Source organism: Paenarthrobacter sp. NyZ202 (genome assembly GCF_049860755.1).
Classification (GTDB): domain Bacteria; phylum Actinomycetota; class Actinomycetes; order Actinomycetales; family Micrococcaceae; genus Arthrobacter.
The window spans coordinates 724,486-744,295 of the sequence record NZ_CP187556.1 but is presented as its reverse complement, the minus strand read 5'-3'; the positions used below and the strand labels follow the sequence as shown (position 1 = coordinate 744,295).

Below are 19,810 nucleotides of genomic sequence, written 5' to 3'. Positions count from 1 at the left end.
CACCCTCATTCCACAACGACGAGGAGAGACAGTGTCATATTCGATCCAGCTCTACACGGTCCGAAAGGCCCTTGAAGAGGATCTCGCTGGAACCATCCGCCGGCTGGCGGACATCGGCTTCACCATGGTTGAGCCCTACCGCTTTGTCGCCAAGGCCGCCGAGCTCAAGCAGGCGCTGGCGGCAAACAACCTCACCGCCCCGTCCGGCCATGCCCCTCTGCTCAGCGACGACCAGGACGCCATCTTCGCCGCTGCGCAGGATCTGGGAATCGGCACCGTCATCGATCCGCACGTGCCGATCGAGCGCTGGAACACGATCGAGGACATCAAGGAAACGGCCCGGCAGTTGAACGAAGCAGCCAGGAAGGGTGCCGGTTACGGCGTCCGGGTGGGCTACCACAACCACTGGTGGGAAGTTGAGTCGGTCATCGATGACAAAACCGCCCTGGAACACCTGGCGGACCACCTGGATCCGGACGTCATCCTGGAGCTCGACACTTACTGGGCCGCAGTCGGCGGGCAGGACCCGGCACAACTCCTGGCGCGGCTCGGAGACAGGGTCAAGTTCATCCATATCAAGGACGGACCCCTCACTCCGGACCCCTCCGCCCAACTCGCCGTAGGCGACGGAAAGATGGCCATCCAGGACGTCCTGGCCGCAGCCACCTCCCTGGAAGCAGGCGTTGTGGAACTGGACGACTTCCAGGGCGACATGTTCCAGGCCGTCCAGGACAGCTACAACTACCTCTCCGCCGGGAAGGTGTCCGCATGAGCCACGCAGCAGGTGCGGCCTTGGAAGCCCAGGGAGCGGGTCCCGTTGGCGTTGGCATCATCGGGGCAGGCGTCATCAGCAAGCAGTACCTCGACAACCTCACCAGCTTTCCCGATGTCAGGGTGGTGGCAATCGCCGACCTCTTCGAAGAGGCGGCGGCAAGCCGGGCTGCCGAGTACGGCATCCCCCACCACGGCGGCATTGAAGCGGTACTGGGGAACCCCGACGTCGAGATCGTCATCAATCTGACCATCCCGGCTGCCCACGTGGAGGTAGCCACCCAGGCCGTGAACGCCGGCAAGCACGTCTGGAGCGAAAAGCCCTTCTCCCTGGACCGCGAAAGCGGAATCGGCCTGCTGAAAGCGGCCGACGCCGCGGGCGTCCGGCTGGGCTGCGCGCCGGACACTTTCCTGGGAGCCGGCCTGCAGACAGCCCGCCGGATGATCGAACGCGGCGACATCGGCACCCCGCTGACCGCCCTGACCCTCATGCAGTCCCCGGGTCCCGAGTCCTGGCACCCGAACCCGGCCTTCCTGTTCCAGGACGGCGCGGGTCCGCTGTTCGACATTGGCCCCTACTACCTGACCACTCTGGTGCAGACGTTCGGCAGCATCCGCCGGGTAGCCGCTTTCGGTTCGAAGTCGCGCGAAACCCGCGTCATCGGCTCCGGCCCCAAGGCCGGGGAAGTCTTTGACGTCACCGTACCCACGCACGTCAGCTCCATCCTGCAGTTTGAGAACGGCGAATCGGCGCAGAGCATTTTCAGCTTCGACTCCCCCCTCAAGCGCGCCGGCTTCGTGGAAATCACCGGATCAGAGGCCACTATCGCCTTCCCGGACCCGAACAACTTCGACGGCGATGTCCGCATCTGCGCTTTGGGATCGGACGACTGGACGGTGGTCCCCTCGGTCGGATCCACGGCAAGCCGCGGTGCCGGTGTGCTGGAGATGGCCCGGGCCATCCGTGAAGGCCGCGAACACCGGGCCCAGGGAGAGCTGGCTTACCACATCCTCGACACCATGGCGTCCATCTCGGAGTCGATCGACAACCGCGCGTTCGTGGATGTGGAGAGTTCCGCATCCAAGGTCCCTGCCCTGCCCGAGGACTGGGACCCCACCGCTTCAACACTGTCCTGACCCACCATCTGTGCCAGCTCGACGACGAGAAAACCGGAGCACCATGAAAAATCCCTTGAAAGTACTCTCTGCCCTGGCTGCGACAACCGCCATGGCCCTCACGCTCAGTGCCTGTGGCGGCGGCAGCAGCCCGCAGGCAAGCAGCGACACCATCACCTACTGGGCATCGGACCAGGGCAACAGCCTTGACGACACCGCCGCCAAGTTGAAGCCGTCGCTGGACCGCTTCACCGAGAAGACCGGCGTCAAGGTCCAGCTGGAAGTGATCAGCTGGACGGACCTCTACAACCGCATCCTCACCGCGGTGACCAGCGGCGATGGCCCGGACGTCCTCAACATCGGCAACACCTGGGCCGTGACGCTGCAGGAGACCGGAGCCTTTGAGCCGGTGGAAGGGGAACTGCTGGAAGCCGTGGGAGGCAAGGACCGCTTCCTGAAGACCAGCTGGTCCACCGGTGGCGCCGAGGGCAAGACCCCCACGTCGGTCCCGCTCTACGGCCTGGCCTACAACATGTACTACAACACGAAGATGTTCAAGGAAGCCGGCATCGAGAAGGCCCCCACCACCTGGGACGAATTCGTCGAGACTGCCAAGAAGCTGACCAAGGACACCAACGGCGATGGCAAGCCGGACCAGTGGGGCTTCACCGCGGCGGGCGCTTCGGTGTCCGCCAACTCGCACCAGGCCTTCGTCCGTGGCCTGCAGAACGGCGGCACCCTGTTCGACTCCGAAGGCAAGCCGACCTTTGACAGCGACCCCCAGGTTGAAGGCGTCAAGCAGTTCGTGGACCTGATGGCCACGCACAAGGTGATGTCGCCGTCGGACGCTGAACTTAGCCAGGGCAGCCAAAAGGTGGACAACCTCATCAACGGCAAGGCCGCCATGATGTTCGACCAAAGCCCGTTGAAGAACTTCGCTGCACGCGATTTCAAGGACTGGGGCGTAGCTCCGGTCCCGATGATGACCGCCGACGCCACCGGCGACCGGGCCACGCAGAGCCACGTAGCCGGAATCAATCTCAGCGTCTTCAAGAACAGCGACAACAAGGCGAACGCCATCAAGCTGGCCGGCTTCCTTACCAGCGACGAAGAGCAGGTAGCCCTCAACAAGGCCTACTCCTCCCTCCCGGTGGTGACGGCTGCGTCCACAGACGCCGCTTTCCAGACCGACGAAGTCAAGGCCAAGAACGACGCGCTGGCCAACCACTCCCTGCCCATGCCCCTCATTGCCAAAGAGGGACAGATGGAAACCCTGACCGGCACGGCCATCAAGAACCTCTTTGCCAAGGCCGCTACCGGAACTGTTTCCGAGGACGACATCCGGGCGGCCCTCAAGGACGCCAACAACCAGATGGCCGCGGCCCAGTAACCAGGCCCAGCGGGCGGGGGTGCCACCGGAACACGGCACCCCCGCTCCGGCCAAGGAGTTTCCATGTCACATTCAGCATTGGACAGCGGACCAGCCGCTGCAGGCAGCCCGGCTGCGCACGATCCTGAGCCCGGCCCATCCAAGGCGGCCGGCACACCGGTGGTCCGCAAGCGCCGCCGTTCCTTCCTCCCCTACGGCCTGATCGCCCCCGCGGCGGTCCTCGAACTTCTGATCCACATCGGACCGATGCTCCTGGGCATCTGGATCGCCTTCATTTCCCTGACCCAGCTCAACCTGACCAACTGGCTCAACGCCCCCTTCGTAGGGCTGCAGAACTTCATCAACGGACTGAATCCGGACAGCACCATCGGCCAGGCATTCTTCGGCACGGTAGGCCGCACGCTGGGCTACACCGTGCTGGTGGTTGGCTGCTCGTGGGTGCTCGGCATGGCCGGCGCGGTCTTCCTTTCCTCCAACTTCAAGGGCCGCGGACTGCTGCGGACCTTCTTCCTGGTCCCGTACGCACTTCCGGCCTATGTGGGAACCATTGCCTGGGCCTTCATGTTCAACCAGCGCGACGGCGCAGTGAACCAGATCCTGGTGGACACCTTCCGCCTGTTCGGCGACGAACGCCCGTTCTGGCTGCTGGGCGAGAACTCCTTCGGCGCCATGGTGGTGGTGAACGTGTGGCAGCTCTGGCCCTTCGCGTTCCTGATGCTGATGGCTGCCCTGCAAAACGTCCCCAACGACGTCTACGAGGCCGCGGCGATCGACGGTGCCAGCCTGTGGCAGCAGTTCAAGAGCATCACCTTGCCCATGGTCCGCCCGGCCAACGGCGTGCTGCTCATGGTGATGTCCCTGTGGACGTTCAACCAGTTCAACATCCCCTTTGTCCTGTTCGGCGCATCATCACCCAAGGAAGCCACGCTGATCTCGCCGCTGATCTACCAGAACTCCTTTGGAAGCTGGAACTTCGGCCTGGGCGGCGCCATGAGCGTCCTGCTGCTGATTGCCCTGTTCATCGCATCCGCCTTCTACATCCGCATGGTCCTGCCCAAGGGAGCCGACAATGATTGAGACCCGCAAATTCCGGATCCTGCGCAATATCGTCCTGACCGTCCTCTCCCTCTGGGTGGCAATCCCCCTCTATGTAGTGGTGTCCACCTCGATCAAGCCGCTCAAGGACGTCGCCGGGCTCTTCCAGTGGATTCCGCGCGAGATCACCCTGGCCCCGTACCTGGATATCTGGACCACGGTTCCCTTGGCGAAGTACTTCCAGAACAGCCTCATCATCACGATCTGCGCCACCGCCTGTTCCGTGACCGTCGCCGTCCTGGCCGCCTACGCGATCGCCCGCCTGCCGTTCAAGGGCAAGCGTGTCTTCAGCTTGACGGTCCTCTCCACGCAGATGTTCCCCGGTATCCTGTTCCTCCTGCCGCTGTACCTGATTTTCACGCAGATCCGGAACATGACCGGCCTCCAGCTGCAGGGCTCCTACCTGGGGCTCATCATCACCTACATGACGTTCACGCTGCCTTTCGCGATCTGGATGCTGAGCGGATATTTCGCCTCCATTCCCAAGGAGCTGGAAGAGGCGTCGATGATTGACGGCACCGGCCGGATGGGTGCACTGTTCCGGGTCATCCTGCCGGTAGCCAAACCCGGCATCATCGCCGTGGCCGTGTACTCGTTCATCTCGGCGTGGGGCGAAGTGCTGTTCGCATCGGTCCTGACGAACGAAGCCACCAAGACACTGTCCTTGGGGCTCAAGGCCTATGCCAGCGAGTCGGACGTTTTCTGGAACCAGCTCATGGCTGCCTCCGTGGTGGTCAGCCTTCCCGTGCTGATTGGTTTCATCCTGGTCCAAAAACATTTGGTGGCAGGTCTGTCCTCCGGGGCAGTGAAGTAGGTTGACTGTTAAGTGACGAACCACAGCAACCTGACCAGTCCAGCATCACTGTCAACGATGCGCTACGTGGAAGGAATCCCATGTCCTACTCACTCCAGCTCTACACCCTGAGGGATGCGATTGCCGAAGACCTGCCCGGCACCATCCGGCGGGTCGCAGACATCGGTTATACCCAGGTTGAGCCGTACAACTTCGTGGCCCTCGCGCCGGAGCTGGGTGCGGCCCTGAAGGAGAACGGCATCACCGCCCCTTCCGGCCACGCGCCGCTGCTCAGCCAGGACCAGGATGAGATCTTCGCGGCCGCCAAAGAGCTGGGCATCACCACGGTGATCGATCCATTCCTTCCGGCAGAGCACTGGCAGGACGCCGGAGACATCCAGTCCACCGCGGCCAAGCTCAACGCCGCCGCAAAGAAGGGCGCCGAATACGGCATCCGCGTGGGGTACCACAACCACGCCTGGGAGCTGGAGTCAACCATCGAGGGACAAACTGCCCTGGAGTACTTCGAAACCCTCCTGGACCCCGAAGTGGTCCTGGAAGTGGATACCTATTGGGTAGCCGTCGGCGGGCAGGACCCCGTTGAACTGTTGACCCGCCTGGGTGACCGGGTGCGGCTCATCCACATCAAGGACGGACCCGCCACCACGGATACCAAGGCCCAGCAGCCGGCCGGAAAGGGAACCATCCCGGTGCTGGATGTGATCGCTGCGGCCACGTCCCTGGAAGTGGGAGTTGTTGAGTTCGACGACTACTCGGGGGATGTCTTTGAAGGCATCGCCGAGAGCCTCAGGTTCCTGACGGCCGCAGCCAGCGTACAGGCCGCGGAAGGAACCGCTTCCGGGGAGGCACGGGCATGACCACCACACCATCCACACGCAAGGGCCCAGTGGGCGTTGCCGTCATCGGCGCGGGCAATATCTCCAAGCAGTACCTTGATAACCTCACCACGTTCCCGGACCTGACGGTCCATGTCATCGCCGACCTGTTCGTTGAGGCCGCCGAGGCGCGGGCCAAGGAATACGGCATCGCGGAGTTCGGCGCCCCGGAGCTGGCGCTGAACCATCCCGACGTCGAAATCATCGTCAACCTGACCATCCCGGCGGCGCACGTGGAGGTCGCGACGGCCGCAGTCAAGGCCGGCAAGCATGTCTGGACGGAGAAGCCGATCTCCCTGGACCGCGAATCCGGCCTGGGGCTGCTCAAGGCCGCGCACGCCGCAGGTATCCGCCTGGGTACGGCGCCGGACACGTTCCTGGGCGCGGGCTTGCAGACCGCGCGCCGGATCATCGAACGTGGCGACATCGGCGCGCCGCTGACCGGGATGACCACGTTCCAGACCCCCGGGCCCGAAAGCTGGCATCCGAATCCGGCGTTCCTGTTCCAGCACGGCGCGGGTCCGTTGTTCGACATGGGGCCGTACTATTTGACCGCCCTGGTGCAGACCTTCGGATCGGTGCGGAAGGTGGCCGCGGTCGGGTCAGCGGCCAAGGCCACCCGCGTCATCGGTTCCGGTCCCAAGGCAGGTGAGGAGTTCGCCGTCGAGGTGCCCACGCATGTGTCCGCGATGGCGCAGTTCGAAGGCGGGCAGTCCAGCCACAGCGTCTTCTCCTTCGAGTCCCCGCGCCAGCGGATGGGATTCGTGGAAATCACCGGTTCGGAGGCGACCCTTTCCCTGCCGGATCCGAACTACTTCGACGGCGACCTCAAGCTCTGGCGCCCCGGAGCAGAAGAACCGGAAATCATCCCGGCCACCGGCCCGGCCAACGGCCGCGGCATGGGTGTGCTGGACATGGCCCGTTCCCTCCGCTCCGGAGAACCCCACCGTGCCACCGGTGAGCTCGCGTACCACGTGCTGGACACCATGGTCTCGATTGCCGAGTCCGTGGAATCGGGCACCTTTGTGGAAGTCGCCAGCAACGCCCCCTCCTCGGCAACACTTCCCGAGGACTGGAACCCCACAACAGCCACGCTTTAACGACCCCTGAAGAATCAGCGAGGACCCAGACCATGACCACCCCCACCCACTCGTCCCGACAGCCGGCCGCCCCTTTGCGGGTGGCAGCGATCGGCTACGCCTTCATGGGGAAGGCCCACTCGAATGCGTGGCGGAACGTGGCCAGTTTCTTCGACGTCCCGGCGGTGGAACAGGCAGTGCTCGTGGGCCGCGACCCCGTCCAGGTGGCCGAAGCGGCCGCCAAGTACGGCTGGGCCGAGTCCGCCACGGACTGGCGCGACGTCATCGACCGGGAAGACATCGACATCATCGATATCTGCGCACCGGGCTGGATGCACGCAGAAATCGCCATCGCAGCGCTGGAAGCCGGCAAGCACGTGCTGGTGGAGAAACCACTGGCCAACACCCTCGCCGAGGCCGAAGCCATGACTGCTGCCGCAGCCAAGGCACGCAAGCGCGGCGTCCAGTCCATGATCGGTTTCAACTACCGCCGCGTCCCCGCACTCACCCTCGCCAAGGAGCTCATCGCCGAGGGCCGGCTCGGCACCGTCCGCCACGTCCGGGCCGCGTACCTGCAGGACTGGCTCTCAGACGCCCGGTCCCCCATGACCTGGCGGCTACGGAAGGAAACCGCCGGCTCCGGCGCCCTCGGCGACATCGCCTCCCACGCCATCGACCAGGTCCTCTTCCTCCTGGGCGAGGACGTCACCGAGGTCACCGGCCGCCTGCACACCTTCGTGGACCACCGCCCCGGGGCGGACGGCCCGGAACAAGTAACGGTCGACGACGCCGCCTGGGCCACGCTGACCCTCACCTCCGGAGCAATCGCCTCGGTGGAAGTCTCCCGCGTAGCCACGGGGCAGAAGAACTCCCTCAAGCTCGAAATCTACGGCGACAAGGGCACGATCCTGTTCGACCTGGAAGCGCTGAACGAGCTCGGCTTCCTGGACGCCACCGTCCCGGTCCGGGAGCAGGGTTTCCGCAGGATCCTGGTCAACGAACCCGAGCACCCGTACCTTGAAGCGTGGTGGCCGCAGGGTCACATCATCGGCTGGGAACACACCTTCACCCACCAGATCCGGGACTTCCTGCGGGCCATCAGTGAGGGCAGCGAGCCATCGCCATCCTTCGAGGAAGGCCTCAACGTCCAGCACATCCTGGCCGCCATCGAAGAGTCCGCGGCCGCCAAGAGCTCACTGATTCAACTGTCCAACACCAACGAATCCGCACACGCAACCGAAGGAGCCTGACATGCCCCGCCCGTACACCCTGTTCACCGGCCAGTGGGCCGACCTCCCCCTCGAGGAAGTCGCCAAGCTCGCCTCGGGCTGGGGCTACGACGGCCTGGAAATCGCCGTCTCCGGAGACCACCTGGACGCCTGGCGCTGGGACGAACCCGGCTACGTCGAGTCCAAACTCGAGCTCCTGGACAAGTACAACCTCAAAGTCTGGGCCATCTCCAACCACCTCAAAGGCCAGGCCGTCTGCGATGACCCCATCGACTTCCGCCACGAAGCCATCGTCGGCTCCAAAGTGTGGGGCGACGGCGACCCCGAAGGCGTCCGCCAACGCGCTGCCGAGGAAATGAAACACACCGCCCGCCTCGCCAAAGCCCTCGGCGTGGACACCGTGGTCGGCTTCACCGGCTCCTCCATCTGGCAATACGTCGCCATGTTCCCACCCGTCCCCGAGAAGGTCATCGACGCCGGCTACCAGGACTTCGCCGACCGGTGGAACCCCATCCTGGACGTCTTCGACGAAAACGGCATCCGCTTCGCCCACGAAGTCCACCCCTCCGAGATCGCCTACGACTACTGGACCACCGTCCGCACCCTCGAAGCGATCGGCCACCGCGAAGCGTTCGGCCTGAACTGGGACCCCTCCCACATGATGTGGCAAGGAATCGACCCCGTGTCCTTCATCTGGGACTTCAAGGACCGGATCTACCACGTGGACTGCAAGGACACCAAGGTCCGCCAAACCGGCCGCAACACCGTCCTCGGCTCCCACCTGCCCTGGGGCGACCCGCGCCGCGGCTGGGACTTCGTCTCCGCCGGACGCGGTGACGTGCCCTGGGAAGCCTCATTCCGCGCCCTGTCCGCGATCGGCTACAACGGCCCCATCTCCGTCGAATGGGAAGACGCCGGCATGGACCGCCTCCACGGCGCCCCCGAAGCCCTCAAAGCGCTCAAGAAATACGACTTCCCCGCCTCCCAAACCAGCTTCGACGCCGCCTTCAGCAGCAAAGACTAGGAGCCGTCCGACGTGATCCGCACCCTGCAATCCGGTCAACAGTGCCAGGTGCGGATCGCGTCGGTGACCGGCGAATCTACGCTGCTTTACAGCACCCACCGCATCCTCCTGGAAGCCCCCAACTGGACCCTGGATGGCCGGTCCCTGATCCTCAACGGGGACGGGAAACTTTGGCGGTTGGACATAACTTCCGGCACCCTGATCGAAATCCCCCTCGGCGGTATCCCTGACCTGAACAACGATCACGTCCTCGCGCCAGACGGCGAAAGCATCTTCCTCTCCGCCAACGACGGCCACATCTACAGGGCTCCGCTCACCGGCGGCCATGCCCAGCGCATCACCCCGGATGACGGTTCCTTCCATTTCCTCCACGGTGTCAGCCCGGACGGGGCGGAGTTGGCGTACGTGGGAATCGGGGGCGGGGACTTCAGGCAGCCGGGCCGCCTCATGACCATAGCGTCCGACGGCGGTGCTCCCGCCCGCGTCAACGTTGGAGAGGGCCACTGCGACGGGCCGGAATACTCGCCCGACGGGAAGTGGCTGTACCTGAACACGGAATCCTTCAGCACCGAGCCCGGCCATGCCCAAGTCGCCCGCATCCGGGTGGACGGGACCGGCTTCGAGCAACTCCTCGAATCCAAAACGGTGGACTGGTTCCCCCATCTTTCCCCGGACGGGCAGTATGCCTCCTACATCCGGTTCCCCAGCGGAACGCAGGGCCACCCCGCAGACCTGCCGGTCGCCGTCGTACTCGTCTCCACAGGTGACTGGAAAACTCCGCTGCACACATGGCCGCTGTTCGGCGGCCAAGGTACGCTCAACGTCAACAGTTGGTCGCCGGACTCGGAGCATTTCGCGTACGTGGCGTACCCGCCGGCTACCCAAACGGAGGACTGAACACGTGTCACTTTCTGATGGAACCATTCGCTGGGGAATCCTTGGAACGGGGTTCATTGCGGACCTGCAGACCCGGGACCTCCGTGAGAACGGGTTTACCGTCCAGGCCGTCGGCTCACGGTCGCTGGACTCGTCCAAGGCCTTCGCTGAACACCACGGCATCGCGACCGCCCACGGCAGCTACGAGGACCTCGCGGCTGATCCCGATGTGGACGTCATCTACATCGCCACCCCGCACCCCATGCACCACGCAAATGCTCTCCTGGCTTTGAATGCGGGCAAGCACGTGCTGGTGGAGAAGTCGTTCACCATGAACGCCAGGGAGGCGCGGGAGGTGACCGAGGCGGCCGCTGGCAAGGGGCTCGTGGCGCTGGAAGCCATGTGGACGCGGTTCCTGCCCCACATGGTCCGCATCCGCGAAATCATCGCGGCCGGGACCATCGGCGAGGTCCGCAAGGTCGTCGCCAGCCACAACCAGAGCCTGCCCACCGATCCCGCGCACCGGCTGAACGACCCCGCCCTCGGCGGCGGCGCGCTGCTGGACCTGGGTATCTACCCCATTTCCTTCGCCTTCGACATCCTCGGCACACCGTCTGCCATCCGCGCCAGCGCGTCGATGACGGCCACCGGTGTGGACCGGCAGACTGCCGCTATTTTCGACTACGACGACGGCGCCCAGGCCGTGGTGGACTGCGAACTGGATGCGGCGAGCGCCAACCGTGCCATGGTGGTCGGAAGCAAGGGTTGGATCGACGTCGAACATACTTGGTACAACCCTGTGCCGTTCACTGTTCACGCCGTTGACGGCTCTGTCCTGGAACGTTTTGATGAACCCGTGAACAGCCGCGGAATGCAATTCCAGGCCGCCGAGGTGGAGCGCCTGGTGAAGTCCGGCGAAACCGTGGGAACCATCCTTCCGCCGTCCGAGAGCGTTGCCATCATGGCCGCCATGGATGAGATCCGCCGGCAGATCGGGCTGGGCTACGGGGCTGATCGAGCATGAGCGATTCACCACGCCTGCAGGAGTTGCGGCAGCAGGAGGAAGAACTGGTTTTCGCTTCGTTCGATCACCATGATGCCTGGCGGCTGGGGTCGTTGATCGCCAACCACGCGATCGCCGAGGGCTTTGGGGTGGCAGTAGACATCCGCCGCCACAACATCGTCCTCTTCCGCTGCGTGCTTCCCGGCGCCACGTCCGATCAGGAGGAATGGATCCGGCGAAAGTCCAACTCGGTACTCAGGTTTGAGCACAGCACCGCGTTCCTGTCCGAGCAGTTCTCCGCTCTCGGCCACAATCCGCTCGGCGGTGGCTGGCTCAACCATGACGACTACACGCTCGCCGGGGGCTCTTTCCCTCTCCGGGTCCGGGGTGCCGGGGTGGTTGGCGCGATCACCGCTTCCGGCCTGGCCTCCGACGAGGACCACCGGTTGGTAGTGGACGGCATCAGGAACTACCTGAAGACAGTCGGGGCGTAACCCCCACAAGAACGTGTCCTAGGCCATCATCCACGCCGCCCCCAGGCCAAGGGCCGCGATCAACGCCCAAGCACACAAGGCCATCACGAGCGACCGTGGTCCGGCGTGCAGGAGTTCACGTACCCGGACCGCGGAGCCCAGGCCGAACAGGGCTGCACCCAGGGCGATCTCCTGTGCCAAGCCGCCAAGGTCCAGGACAGGGGGCGGAGCCCAGCCCAGGGTGCGGAGCACGATCATGGCCAGGAATCCCACCACGAACACGGGAACAATGGGCGGGAACGTCCCCGGACCCCCTGATCCGCGGATGCGCTGAAACCGTTGCCACAGCCCTGCCGAGGCAACGATCGGCGCCAGGAGGACCACCCGAGTGAGCTTGATGACCACAGCAGCGCCGAGGGCCACGGTTCCGGCAGTCTGGGCTGCGGCCACCACTTGCCCCACATCATGGACCGATGCTCCCACCCATCGCCCGAACGTCACCGTGTCCAGGCCCAGCGGATGCATGAGCAGGGGCAAGGTGCCGATGGCCAGGGTTCCGCAGAGCGTTACGAGGGCAACCGGCAGGACGGTGTCCTGGTGCTTTGTTCCCCGGACAGCCGCCATGGCCCCGATGGCCGAGGCACCACAAATCGAAAACCCCGTGGCGATGAGCAGCGGAGCATCGCCCGGGAGCTTGAACAGCTTGCCCAAGGCATACGTGCCGGCGAAAGCGAGCAGCACTACCGCCACGATGAGCCCCAAGGCCTGCCAGCCCAAGGCGGCGATGTCCCCCAGGCTTAGCTTGAGCCCCAGCAGGACGATGCCGGCCCGCATCAGGTGCTTACCGGCAAAGCGGAGACCCGGCTGCCAGGCACCGCCAACCCAAGCTGCAGTTCCGGGCACGTTGGCGCCGGCAATCCCCAGGACCACGGCAAGGGTCATGGCCGGAAGCGACGGCAACAGGGCGTGAATGCCGAAAGCCAACGCCACCGCCACCGCACAGGCGGCTAGCCCGGGCGCCAGGGCGCGGAGGCGGTCACGACACCGGATGGCAGCAGACAGCCCCGGTTCGTCTTGGGCGGTTGCCCTGGTTGTGGTCATACTTCCACGATCCCCCGAATCCGCGGCCCCCGGTAGCCGTCGTTTCAGCCTGAACCCATGCCTAATTGACATGAGCTGACTCTGAGGCATATCGTCCACGCATGAGCAGCCGACCAGACCTCACCGCCTTGGAAATCCTGGTCCTGGTGGCAGAAACGGGGTCGGTCGGCGCTGCCGCCCGCCGTGTGGGCATGGCCCAACCCAACGCCAGCCGCGCATTGGCACGGCTTGAGCGGCAACTGGGCCTGACCCTGGTGGTCCGTACTCCTGCCGGTTCCCGCGTCACCAATGAGGGCGAGGTTGTCACGGCGTGGGCCCGTGAGGCACTCGGCGCAATGGACCGGATGATCCTGGGAGCCCGCTCGCTTGCCGAGGAACGGGCGGCCCACCTGACGGTTGCGGCCAGCCTGACCATTGCGGAATACCTGGCTCCACGTTGGCTGGCCCGTTTCCGCCGGACACACACGGACCTGCATGTCAGCCTCGCGGTGGGAAACTCCGGCGAGGTCCTGGAGCAGGTGGCCGCCGGGAAAGTTCCCCTGGGCTTCGTCGAGACTCCGGTGTTGCCGCGGACTGTTGCTTCAACCACCGTGGCCCGCGACGAACTGGTTGTGGTGGTGGGGACAACGCACCCTTGGGCACGGCGGCGGGTCCCCGTCCAGCCGGACGAATTGATCGCCTCCGACCTGGCCCTTCGGGAAGTCGGCTCGGGAACCCGCGACACCCTGGTCAGGGCCCTTGAGCGTTCGGGCGCCCCGCTGCATGAGGCACGGATGGAACTGGCCAGCACCGTTGCCGTCAAAGCGGCCGCCATTGAAGGTGCTGCCGTGGCGGTGCTGAGCGAGCTTGCCGTGACCGCAGAACTGGCCACCGGCCAACTCATCGCCGTACCCGTCCAGGGCCTGGACCTCACGCGGTCGCTTCGCGCCGTCTGGCTGCCCGCGCGGAGGCCTGAAGGAAGCGCCGCCGAATTGATCCGGATCGCGAAGGCGGGCGAGCGGCTTCACCGCGGCTTGAGCACATAGCGCCTTTCAGGACGCCCGACGCCGTACTTCAACTTCACGTCCACGGCACCTTCGTCGTGGAGGTACTCAAGGTATCGGCGGGCACTCACCCGTGACGTGCCCAGCTGTTCGGCGACTTCCGCGGCCGAGAGGTCGCCGCTGGCGGAACGGAGCGTTGCCTGGACCCGCTCGAGGGTCTCCACGCTGCAGCCCTTGGGCAGGGAACGCCCGGTGCTGCCCAGCCCGAACACCCGATTCACATCCGTTTGCTCAGCCACGTCCTTGGAAGCGTCCAGGCCCTGATAGGCGCTGAGATAGTGGTTCAGCCGTTCCTGGAGGTCTGCCTGGGAGAACGGCTTGATCAGGTAGTGCACGATCCCGCCGCGCAGGGCCTTGCGGACTGTCTCCACCTCCCGCGCGGCGCTGATCACCAGGACATCCAGTTCCGGTGCCACCTCCCGCAAGCGGTGCATCAGGTCAAGCCCATTAATGTCCGGCAGGTGGATGTCCAGCAGCACCAGGTCCGGCTGCAGGCGCCGGGTCTCTTCCAGCGCCTGCGCTCCCGTGTGGGCCACCCCCACAACGCCGAACCCTTCCGTGCGCTGAATGAAACCGGCGTGCACTTTGGCCACCATGAAGTCGTCATCGACAATCAGGACCTTGATCACGGCTTTCCTGCCCCTTTGCTGAACGTCGCTGTAAATACTGCCCCCTGGTCATTGGCCACCGTGAGGTCGCCTCCGGAGCGCCGGCAAATGACCCGGGACAGGGCCAGGCCGAAACCACGGGCATCCCCTGGTGCGCGCTCCTTGGTGGAGAACCCCTGCCGGAAAATCTCCTCGACGTCGGTGTCCGGGACCCCAGGTCCGTTGTCCCGGACACTGACGGTTACCTCGTTGTCTCCATCAGCCACCACCACGCTGACCGTTGCCCCCGGAAGGCCGGTGACGGCGTCGAACGCGTTGTCCACGAGGTTCCCCACCACGGTGGTGAGGTCGCGGGAAAGTTCCTCCTGAACGCGCGGCAGCGCAGCAACCGGATCCAGCTTCAGCTCAACGCCGCGTTCGGCGGCGAGGCTGGCTTTGGCGATGAGGAGGGCGGCGAGCGCCGGGTCTTCGATACGCCTGGTGACGTCGTCGTTGAGGCGCGTACGGTCCACCGTGACGCCGTTGACGAACTGGACCACGGAATCATAATCCTCAAGCTGGATCAGGCCGGAAATCACGTGCAACTGGTTGGCGAACTCGTGGGCCTGGGCTCGGAGGGTGTCCGTGACGGTGCGGGTGGCGCCGAGTTCACGTTCCAGGGATGAGAGCTCGGTGCGGTCCCTCAGCGTGGTGACGGAGCCGATGTCACGGTCATGGGAGCGGAGCGCCACCCTATTCATGACCACCAGCCGGTCCCCCACCAGCACCAACTGGTCCGGGGTGTCCTGGTCGCGGGTGAGTACGGTCTTAAGCGCCGGGTCTACGTGCAGGGACCGGATCTTCCGCCCCACGCAATCCTCCGGAAGGCCCAACAACTGCCGAGCGCTGTGATTGGCTACGGTGATGCGTTCGTGGGGATCCAACGCAACCACGCCTTCCTTCAGCCCCTGCAGCATGGCTTCGCGGTTCTCCACCAAACCGGTGATTTCGTGCGGTTCCATGCCCAGTGTTTGGCGCTTTACCCGGCGGGACAGCAGGAATGCCCCTGCAACTCCCAGAACGCTTGCCACCCCCAGATAGGTCAGGAGGTTGGGAACAGCGTCACCCAGGCGTTCGATGGTGGATGGGTAGTTCCGGCTGATGGCAGCGATGCCGATCATGGTCCCGGAGTCGTCCAGCACGGGCACGTGGGCTGAGAGCACAGCGGCTCCGCCACTGCCAACGACTCCCGTCCAGGCCCGCCCCTCGCCCACGCGGCTGTCGCCAAGGGGCAGGGGCTTACCCAGGATTCCGGGATCAGAGGCGGCGACCACGGTGCCGTCCAGCTTGGCGAGCGCAACATGCGACGACCCGGAGACGGTCCTGACCGATTCAGCCACGGCAGGGAGGGCTGAACCGGCGCGCGGCTCGGCGGCGGGCAGGAGCGCGCGCACTGTGGGGTTGCTGGCCAGGGCTTCGGCGGCGGACAAGGCCCTGCGGCCTTCGGTCCGCTCGAACGTTGCCGCTGACTGCGCCAGCGAGATGGCGACGACTGCCACAAGAACGGCCAGGACGATCAGCAACTGCAGGACAAGGTACTGCCCCGCCAGGGACATCCCTCTTCGTCGAGTCACGGCATGGATCCTTTTTGGGTGGCTCCCGGGCCTGGACAGGGGCTGGGTGTTGTCCGGCAGGAGTACCGGAACTATACCCCAGGCGTCACCGTTCGCTGCCTGCTGGTGAACGCAATGAACTTAACGATCACTGCGAACACAAGAGTGATCCCTGTCACCTGCGGACCTAGCATCGATTCACGGGGCACACCGATGTCCGCCCTGCACCTAATTTTCATCGTTGAGAAGAGGAACACCATGCGCCAGATCCGCGCATTGCGCCTTGCCGCCGTCGCCGCCGGCATCGCCCTGATGGCCACCGGCTGCGGTGCCACCGGCAAGAACTCCACCGGTTCCGAAAGCACCGGCGCGGCCGGCCCGGTCACCGGCCTCCAGATCATGGTCCCCAACACGCCCGGTGGCGGGTACGACACCACGGCGCGTGCCGCGGCCAAGGTCCTCGATGACGAGAAGATCTCCACCAACACCGAGGTCTTCAACCTTGCCGGAGCCGGCGGCACTGTTGGACTGGCGCGCGTTGTCAATGAAAAGGGCAACGGCGACCTCACCATGCTAATGGGCCTTGGCGTGGTGGGGGCCAGCTACACCAACAAGTCCGAATCCAAGCTGACCGAGACCACCCCGCTGGCACGGCTCATCGAAGAACCCGGCGCCATCATGGTCAGCAAGGACTCCCCCTACAAGACCATCGATGACCTGGTGAAGGCGTGGAAGGCCGACCCCGCGTCCATCTCCGTGGGCGGCGGTTCCTCCCCGGGCGGCCCGGACCACCTCCTGCCCATGCAGCTTGCAGGTGCCGTGGGCATCGATGCCACCAAAGTGAACTTCGTTTCCTACGACGGCGGTGGGGACCTGCTCCCGGCCATCCTCGGCAACAAACTCGGCTTCGCAGCTTCGGGCGCCGGTGAATACCTGCAGCAGATCAAGTCCGGTGAAGTCCGTGTGCTGGCCACCAGCGGCGAGAACCGGCTGGAAGGCGTGGATGCCCCCACGCTGAAGGAATCCAACATCGACCTCGTGTTCACCAACTGGCGCGGAATCGTGGCCCCTCCGGGAATCAGCGACGAGGACAAGAAGTCCCTGATCGCGGCCCTGGAGAAGATGCACGAATCCGCCGGTTGGAAGGAAGCCCTGAAGACCCACAGCTGGACCGATGCCTTCATCACCGGTGACGAATTCCAGACCTTCCTGACCGAGCAGGACAAGCGGGTGGCGGACGTGCTCACCAAGCTTGGGTTGGCGTGAGCACTGCAGCAACAGGCCTGAAAGGCCGCGCCGAGCTGGGGGTTTCCCTCCTGCTCGGCGCGGCCGGCGTCCTTGTCTTCCTTGACGCCAACGGCCTGGTTACCCCGTATTCGAAGTCGGACCCTGTAGGTCCAAAGACCGTTCCCTTCATCGTTGCCGGCCTCTTGATCGTGTGCGCAGTCCTGCTGGCCATCAACGTCCTCCGCGGCGGCAAGGGGGAAGCCGAAGGCGGCGAGGACGTGGACCTGGCACACCCCGCGGACTGGAAGACCGTCCTGCCCCTGGCCGGCGCGTTCATCCTCAACATCCTGCTGATCGATTGGGCCGGGTGGGTCATTTCCGGAACGGTCCTGTTCTGGGGCAGCGTGCTCGCCCTGGGCAGCCGCCGCTACATCCGTGACGGGCTCATCTCGATTGCCCTCTCCTTGCTGACCTTCTACGGCTTCTACCTCGGCCTGGGCATCGCCCTGCCGGCCGGGCTCCTGGAAGGAATCCTCTAATGGACGTCTGGTCCTCACTGATGGACGGGTTCGCCACCGCCCTCACCCCCATGAACCTCATGTTCGCCGTCATTGGCGTGCTCCTTGGCACAGCCGTGGGCGTTCTGCCCGGACTGGGCCCGGCCATGACCGTGGCCCTGCTGCTGCCGGTCACCTACGCCCTGGAGCCCACCAGTGCGTTCATCATGTTCGCCGGCATCTACTACGGCGGCATGTTCGGCGGTTCCACCACGTCGATTCTGCTCAACACACCCGGTGAATCGTCGTCAGTGGTGACGGCGATCGAAGGCAACAAGATGGCCAAGGCCGGGCGTGCAGCCCAGGCGCTCGCGACGGCGGCCATCGGTTCGTTCGTAGCCGGCACCATAGGCACTGCCCTCCTGGCTGTTTTCGCGCCCGTGGTGGTGGAGTTCGCCGTCAGCCTGGGCGCGCCCAGCTACTTCGCGATCATGGTCCTTGCCTTGCTCGCTGTCACGGCCGTACTTGGCTCCTCGCGCCTGCGTGGCTTCGCCTCCTTGGCGCTCGGCCTGGCCATCGGGCTGGTGGGCATCGACTCCGTCACCGGGCAGCGCCGGCTGACTTTCGGCCAGCCGCTCCTGGCAGACGGCCTGGACATCGTGGTGGTCGCCGTGGCGATCTTCGCGGTGGGTGAAGCACTCTGGGTCGCGGCGCATCTTCGCCGGACCCCGCTCCACGTCATCCCCGTCGGCCGCCCCTGGATGGGCCGCAAGGACTGGGGGCGTTCGTGGAAGCCATGGCTCCGTGGCACAGCCTTCGGGTTCCCGTTCGGTGCCCTTCCCGCCGGCGGGGCCGAGATTCCCACGTTCCTCTCCTACGTCACGGAGAAGCGTCTCTCCAAGCACCCGGAGGAGTTCGGCAAGGGGGCCATCGAAGGTGTCGCCGGGCCGGAAGCTGCCAACAACGCCGCAGCGGCGGGGACCCTGACCCCCATGCTGGCCCTCGGCCTGCCCACCAACGCAACGGCCGCCGTCATGCTCGCAGCGTTCACCACCTACGGCATCCAGCCCGGACCGCAGCTGTTCTCCAGCGAGGGCCCCCTGGTATGGGCGCTGATCGCAAGCCTGTTCATCGGCAACCTGCTGCTGCTCCTGATCAACCTGCCGCTGGCTCCCGTATGGGCCAAGCTGCTCCAGCTCCCCAGGCCCTACCTTTATGCGGGCATCCTCTTCTTTGCCACCCTGGGCGCCTACTCGGTCAATCTGCAGGCCTTCGACCTGGTGATCCTCTTGGTCCTGGGCGCACTGGGCTTCATGATGCGGCGGTTCGGCCTTCCCGTCCTGCCACTCATCCTCGGCGTGATCCTCGGCCCGCGCATCGAGGGCCAACTCCGGAAGACCCTGCAGCTGAGCGCGGGCGACCCCGCCGGGCTCTTCAGCGAGCCGATCGCCGTCGTGGTTTACATCATCGTGGCCCTCGTCCTGGCGTGGCCGCTGGTCTTCAAGATGATCCGGCGCAACCGTCCCGCCCTCCACACCCCGAACAACCATCCCGAGCCCCAGAAACAGGAGAACCCATGACCATAGTGGTGGGATACGTCCCAACCCCGGAAGGCGAGGCGGCACTCACCCAGGCCATCGCCGAGGCCAAGAAGAACAACGCCACCCTCTTGGTCATCAACTCGTCCAAAGGCGACGCCCTGGTGGACAACCGGTACGCCCAGGAACCGGACATCCAGAACATCGAAGAGCGCCTGGCAAACCACGGCATCCAGCACATCATCAAACAGCCGGTCCGTGGACATGACGCCGCTGCCGAAGTCCTTGATGCGGCAGACGAACACCATGCCGAGCTCATCGTGATCGGCCTCCGCCGCCGCAGCCCGGTGGGCAAGCTCATCATGGGCAGCGTTTCGCAAAGAATCCTGCTTGAAGCGGACTGCCCGGTCCTGGCGGTCAAGGCCGACTAAGGACTCCCCGCACGGAAAATGCCCTTAA

At 65.1% G+C, this 19,810-nt stretch carries 20 protein-coding genes; 17 read left to right on the top strand and 3 right to left on the bottom strand.

What is annotated here, in order from left to right:
• Positions 1-31: 31 nt before the first annotated feature.
• The 12 genes from ACPFL9_RS03640 to ACPFL9_RS03585 all read left to right on the top strand — a co-directional run bounded on the left by ACPFL9_RS03640 (position 32) and on the right by ACPFL9_RS03585 (position 11,766).
• A complete protein-coding gene (locus ACPFL9_RS03640; protein WP_426005904.1) occupies positions 32-772 on the top strand; it encodes a sugar phosphate isomerase/epimerase family protein in 741 nt (246 codons plus the stop codon).
• A complete protein-coding gene (locus tag ACPFL9_RS03635) occupies positions 769-1,908 on the top strand; it encodes a Gfo/Idh/MocA family protein (RefSeq protein ID WP_426005903.1) in 1,140 nt (379 codons plus the stop codon). Before ACPFL9_RS03640 ends, ACPFL9_RS03635 begins: the two co-directional genes overlap by 4 nt.
• A gap of 43 nt (positions 1,909-1,951) precedes the next feature.
• Positions 1,952-3,277, top strand: coding sequence for an ABC transporter substrate-binding protein (locus ACPFL9_RS03630; RefSeq protein ID WP_426005902.1), 1,326 nt, complete (start codon positions 1,952-1,954; stop codon positions 3,275-3,277).
• Between the two features lie 63 nt (positions 3,278-3,340).
• Positions 3,341-4,354, top strand: coding sequence for a carbohydrate ABC transporter permease (locus ACPFL9_RS03625; RefSeq protein ID WP_426005901.1), 1,014 nt, complete (start codon positions 3,341-3,343; stop codon positions 4,352-4,354).
• Positions 4,347-5,186: a carbohydrate ABC transporter permease gene (locus tag ACPFL9_RS03620; RefSeq protein ID WP_426005900.1), complete on the top strand. Its 840-nt coding sequence runs from the start codon at positions 4,347-4,349 to the stop codon at positions 5,184-5,186. The genes ACPFL9_RS03625 and ACPFL9_RS03620 overlap by 8 nt, the downstream gene beginning before the upstream one ends.
• Before the next feature lie 80 nt (positions 5,187-5,266).
• Positions 5,267-6,043: a sugar phosphate isomerase/epimerase family protein gene (locus ACPFL9_RS03615; protein ID WP_426005899.1), complete on the top strand. Its 777-nt coding sequence runs from the start codon at positions 5,267-5,269 to the stop codon at positions 6,041-6,043.
• Entirely contained in the window at positions 6,040-7,161 is a 1,122-nt protein-coding gene (locus tag ACPFL9_RS03610) for a Gfo/Idh/MocA family protein (protein WP_426005898.1), read from the top strand. Before ACPFL9_RS03615 ends, ACPFL9_RS03610 begins: the two co-directional genes overlap by 4 nt.
• Positions 7,162-7,193: 32 nt before the next feature.
• Positions 7,194-8,390, top strand: a complete 1,197-nt coding sequence (locus tag ACPFL9_RS03605; protein WP_426005897.1) for a Gfo/Idh/MocA family protein — start codon at positions 7,194-7,196, stop codon at positions 8,388-8,390.
• Between the two features lies 1 nt (position 8,391).
• Positions 8,392-9,393: a sugar phosphate isomerase/epimerase family protein gene (locus ACPFL9_RS03600; RefSeq protein ID WP_426005895.1), complete on the top strand. Its 1,002-nt coding sequence runs from the start codon at positions 8,392-8,394 to the stop codon at positions 9,391-9,393.
• Positions 9,394-9,405: 12 nt separating this feature from the next.
• Positions 9,406-10,290, top strand: a complete 885-nt coding sequence (locus ACPFL9_RS03595; RefSeq protein ID WP_426005894.1) for a TolB family protein — start codon at positions 9,406-9,408, stop codon at positions 10,288-10,290.
• Positions 10,291-10,294: 4 nt separating this feature from the next.
• Complete coding sequence (locus ACPFL9_RS03590; protein WP_426005893.1) at positions 10,295-11,293, top strand: Gfo/Idh/MocA family protein; 999 nt, start codon at positions 10,295-10,297, stop codon at positions 11,291-11,293.
• A complete protein-coding gene (locus tag ACPFL9_RS03585; protein ID WP_426005892.1) occupies positions 11,290-11,766 on the top strand; it encodes a heme-degrading domain-containing protein in 477 nt (158 codons plus the stop codon). Before ACPFL9_RS03590 ends, ACPFL9_RS03585 begins: the two co-directional genes overlap by 4 nt.
• A gap of 18 nt (positions 11,767-11,784) precedes the next feature.
• Here ACPFL9_RS03585 and ACPFL9_RS03580 read toward each other — a convergent pair whose 3' ends face one another.
• Positions 11,785-12,846, bottom strand: a complete 1,062-nt coding sequence (locus ACPFL9_RS03580; protein WP_426005891.1) for a YeiH family protein — start codon at positions 12,844-12,846, stop codon at positions 11,785-11,787.
• Between the two features lie 101 nt (positions 12,847-12,947).
• On the opposite strand from ACPFL9_RS03580, the gene ACPFL9_RS03575 reads away from it, so the two are divergent.
• Positions 12,948-13,871: a LysR family transcriptional regulator gene (locus ACPFL9_RS03575; protein ID WP_426005890.1), complete on the top strand. Its 924-nt coding sequence runs from the start codon at positions 12,948-12,950 to the stop codon at positions 13,869-13,871.
• Here ACPFL9_RS03575 and ACPFL9_RS03570 read toward each other — a convergent pair.
• The gene (locus ACPFL9_RS03570) at positions 13,850-14,518 is read right to left on the bottom strand and encodes a response regulator (RefSeq protein ID WP_426005889.1); all 669 of its coding nucleotides are present in this window, start codon (positions 14,516-14,518) and stop codon (positions 13,850-13,852) included. The genes ACPFL9_RS03575 and ACPFL9_RS03570 overlap by 22 nt on opposite strands.
• Positions 14,515-16,092, bottom strand: a complete 1,578-nt coding sequence (locus ACPFL9_RS03565) for an ATP-binding protein (RefSeq protein ID WP_426007479.1) — start codon at positions 16,090-16,092, stop codon at positions 14,515-14,517. The genes ACPFL9_RS03570 and ACPFL9_RS03565 overlap by 4 nt, the downstream gene beginning before the upstream one ends.
• Before the next feature lie 255 nt (positions 16,093-16,347).
• On the opposite strand from ACPFL9_RS03565, the gene ACPFL9_RS03560 reads away from it, so the two are divergent.
• From ACPFL9_RS03560 to ACPFL9_RS03545, 4 genes are read left to right on the top strand one after another with little or no spacing between them, the layout of a single operon-like run.
• Positions 16,348-17,355, top strand: coding sequence for a Bug family tripartite tricarboxylate transporter substrate binding protein (locus ACPFL9_RS03560; RefSeq protein ID WP_426005888.1), 1,008 nt, complete (start codon positions 16,348-16,350; stop codon positions 17,353-17,355).
• The gene (locus ACPFL9_RS03555) at positions 17,352-17,855 is read left to right on the top strand and encodes a tripartite tricarboxylate transporter TctB family protein (protein WP_426005887.1); all 504 of its coding nucleotides are present in this window, start codon (positions 17,352-17,354) and stop codon (positions 17,853-17,855) included. Before ACPFL9_RS03560 ends, ACPFL9_RS03555 begins: the two co-directional genes overlap by 4 nt.
• Positions 17,855-19,393, top strand: coding sequence for a tripartite tricarboxylate transporter permease (locus tag ACPFL9_RS03550; RefSeq protein ID WP_426005886.1), 1,539 nt, complete (start codon positions 17,855-17,857; stop codon positions 19,391-19,393). Before ACPFL9_RS03555 ends, ACPFL9_RS03550 begins: the two co-directional genes overlap by 1 nt.
• Entirely contained in the window at positions 19,390-19,782 is a 393-nt protein-coding gene (locus tag ACPFL9_RS03545) for a universal stress protein (protein WP_426005885.1), read from the top strand. Before ACPFL9_RS03550 ends, ACPFL9_RS03545 begins: the two co-directional genes overlap by 4 nt.
• The last annotated feature ends 28 nt before the right edge of the window (positions 19,783-19,810 follow it).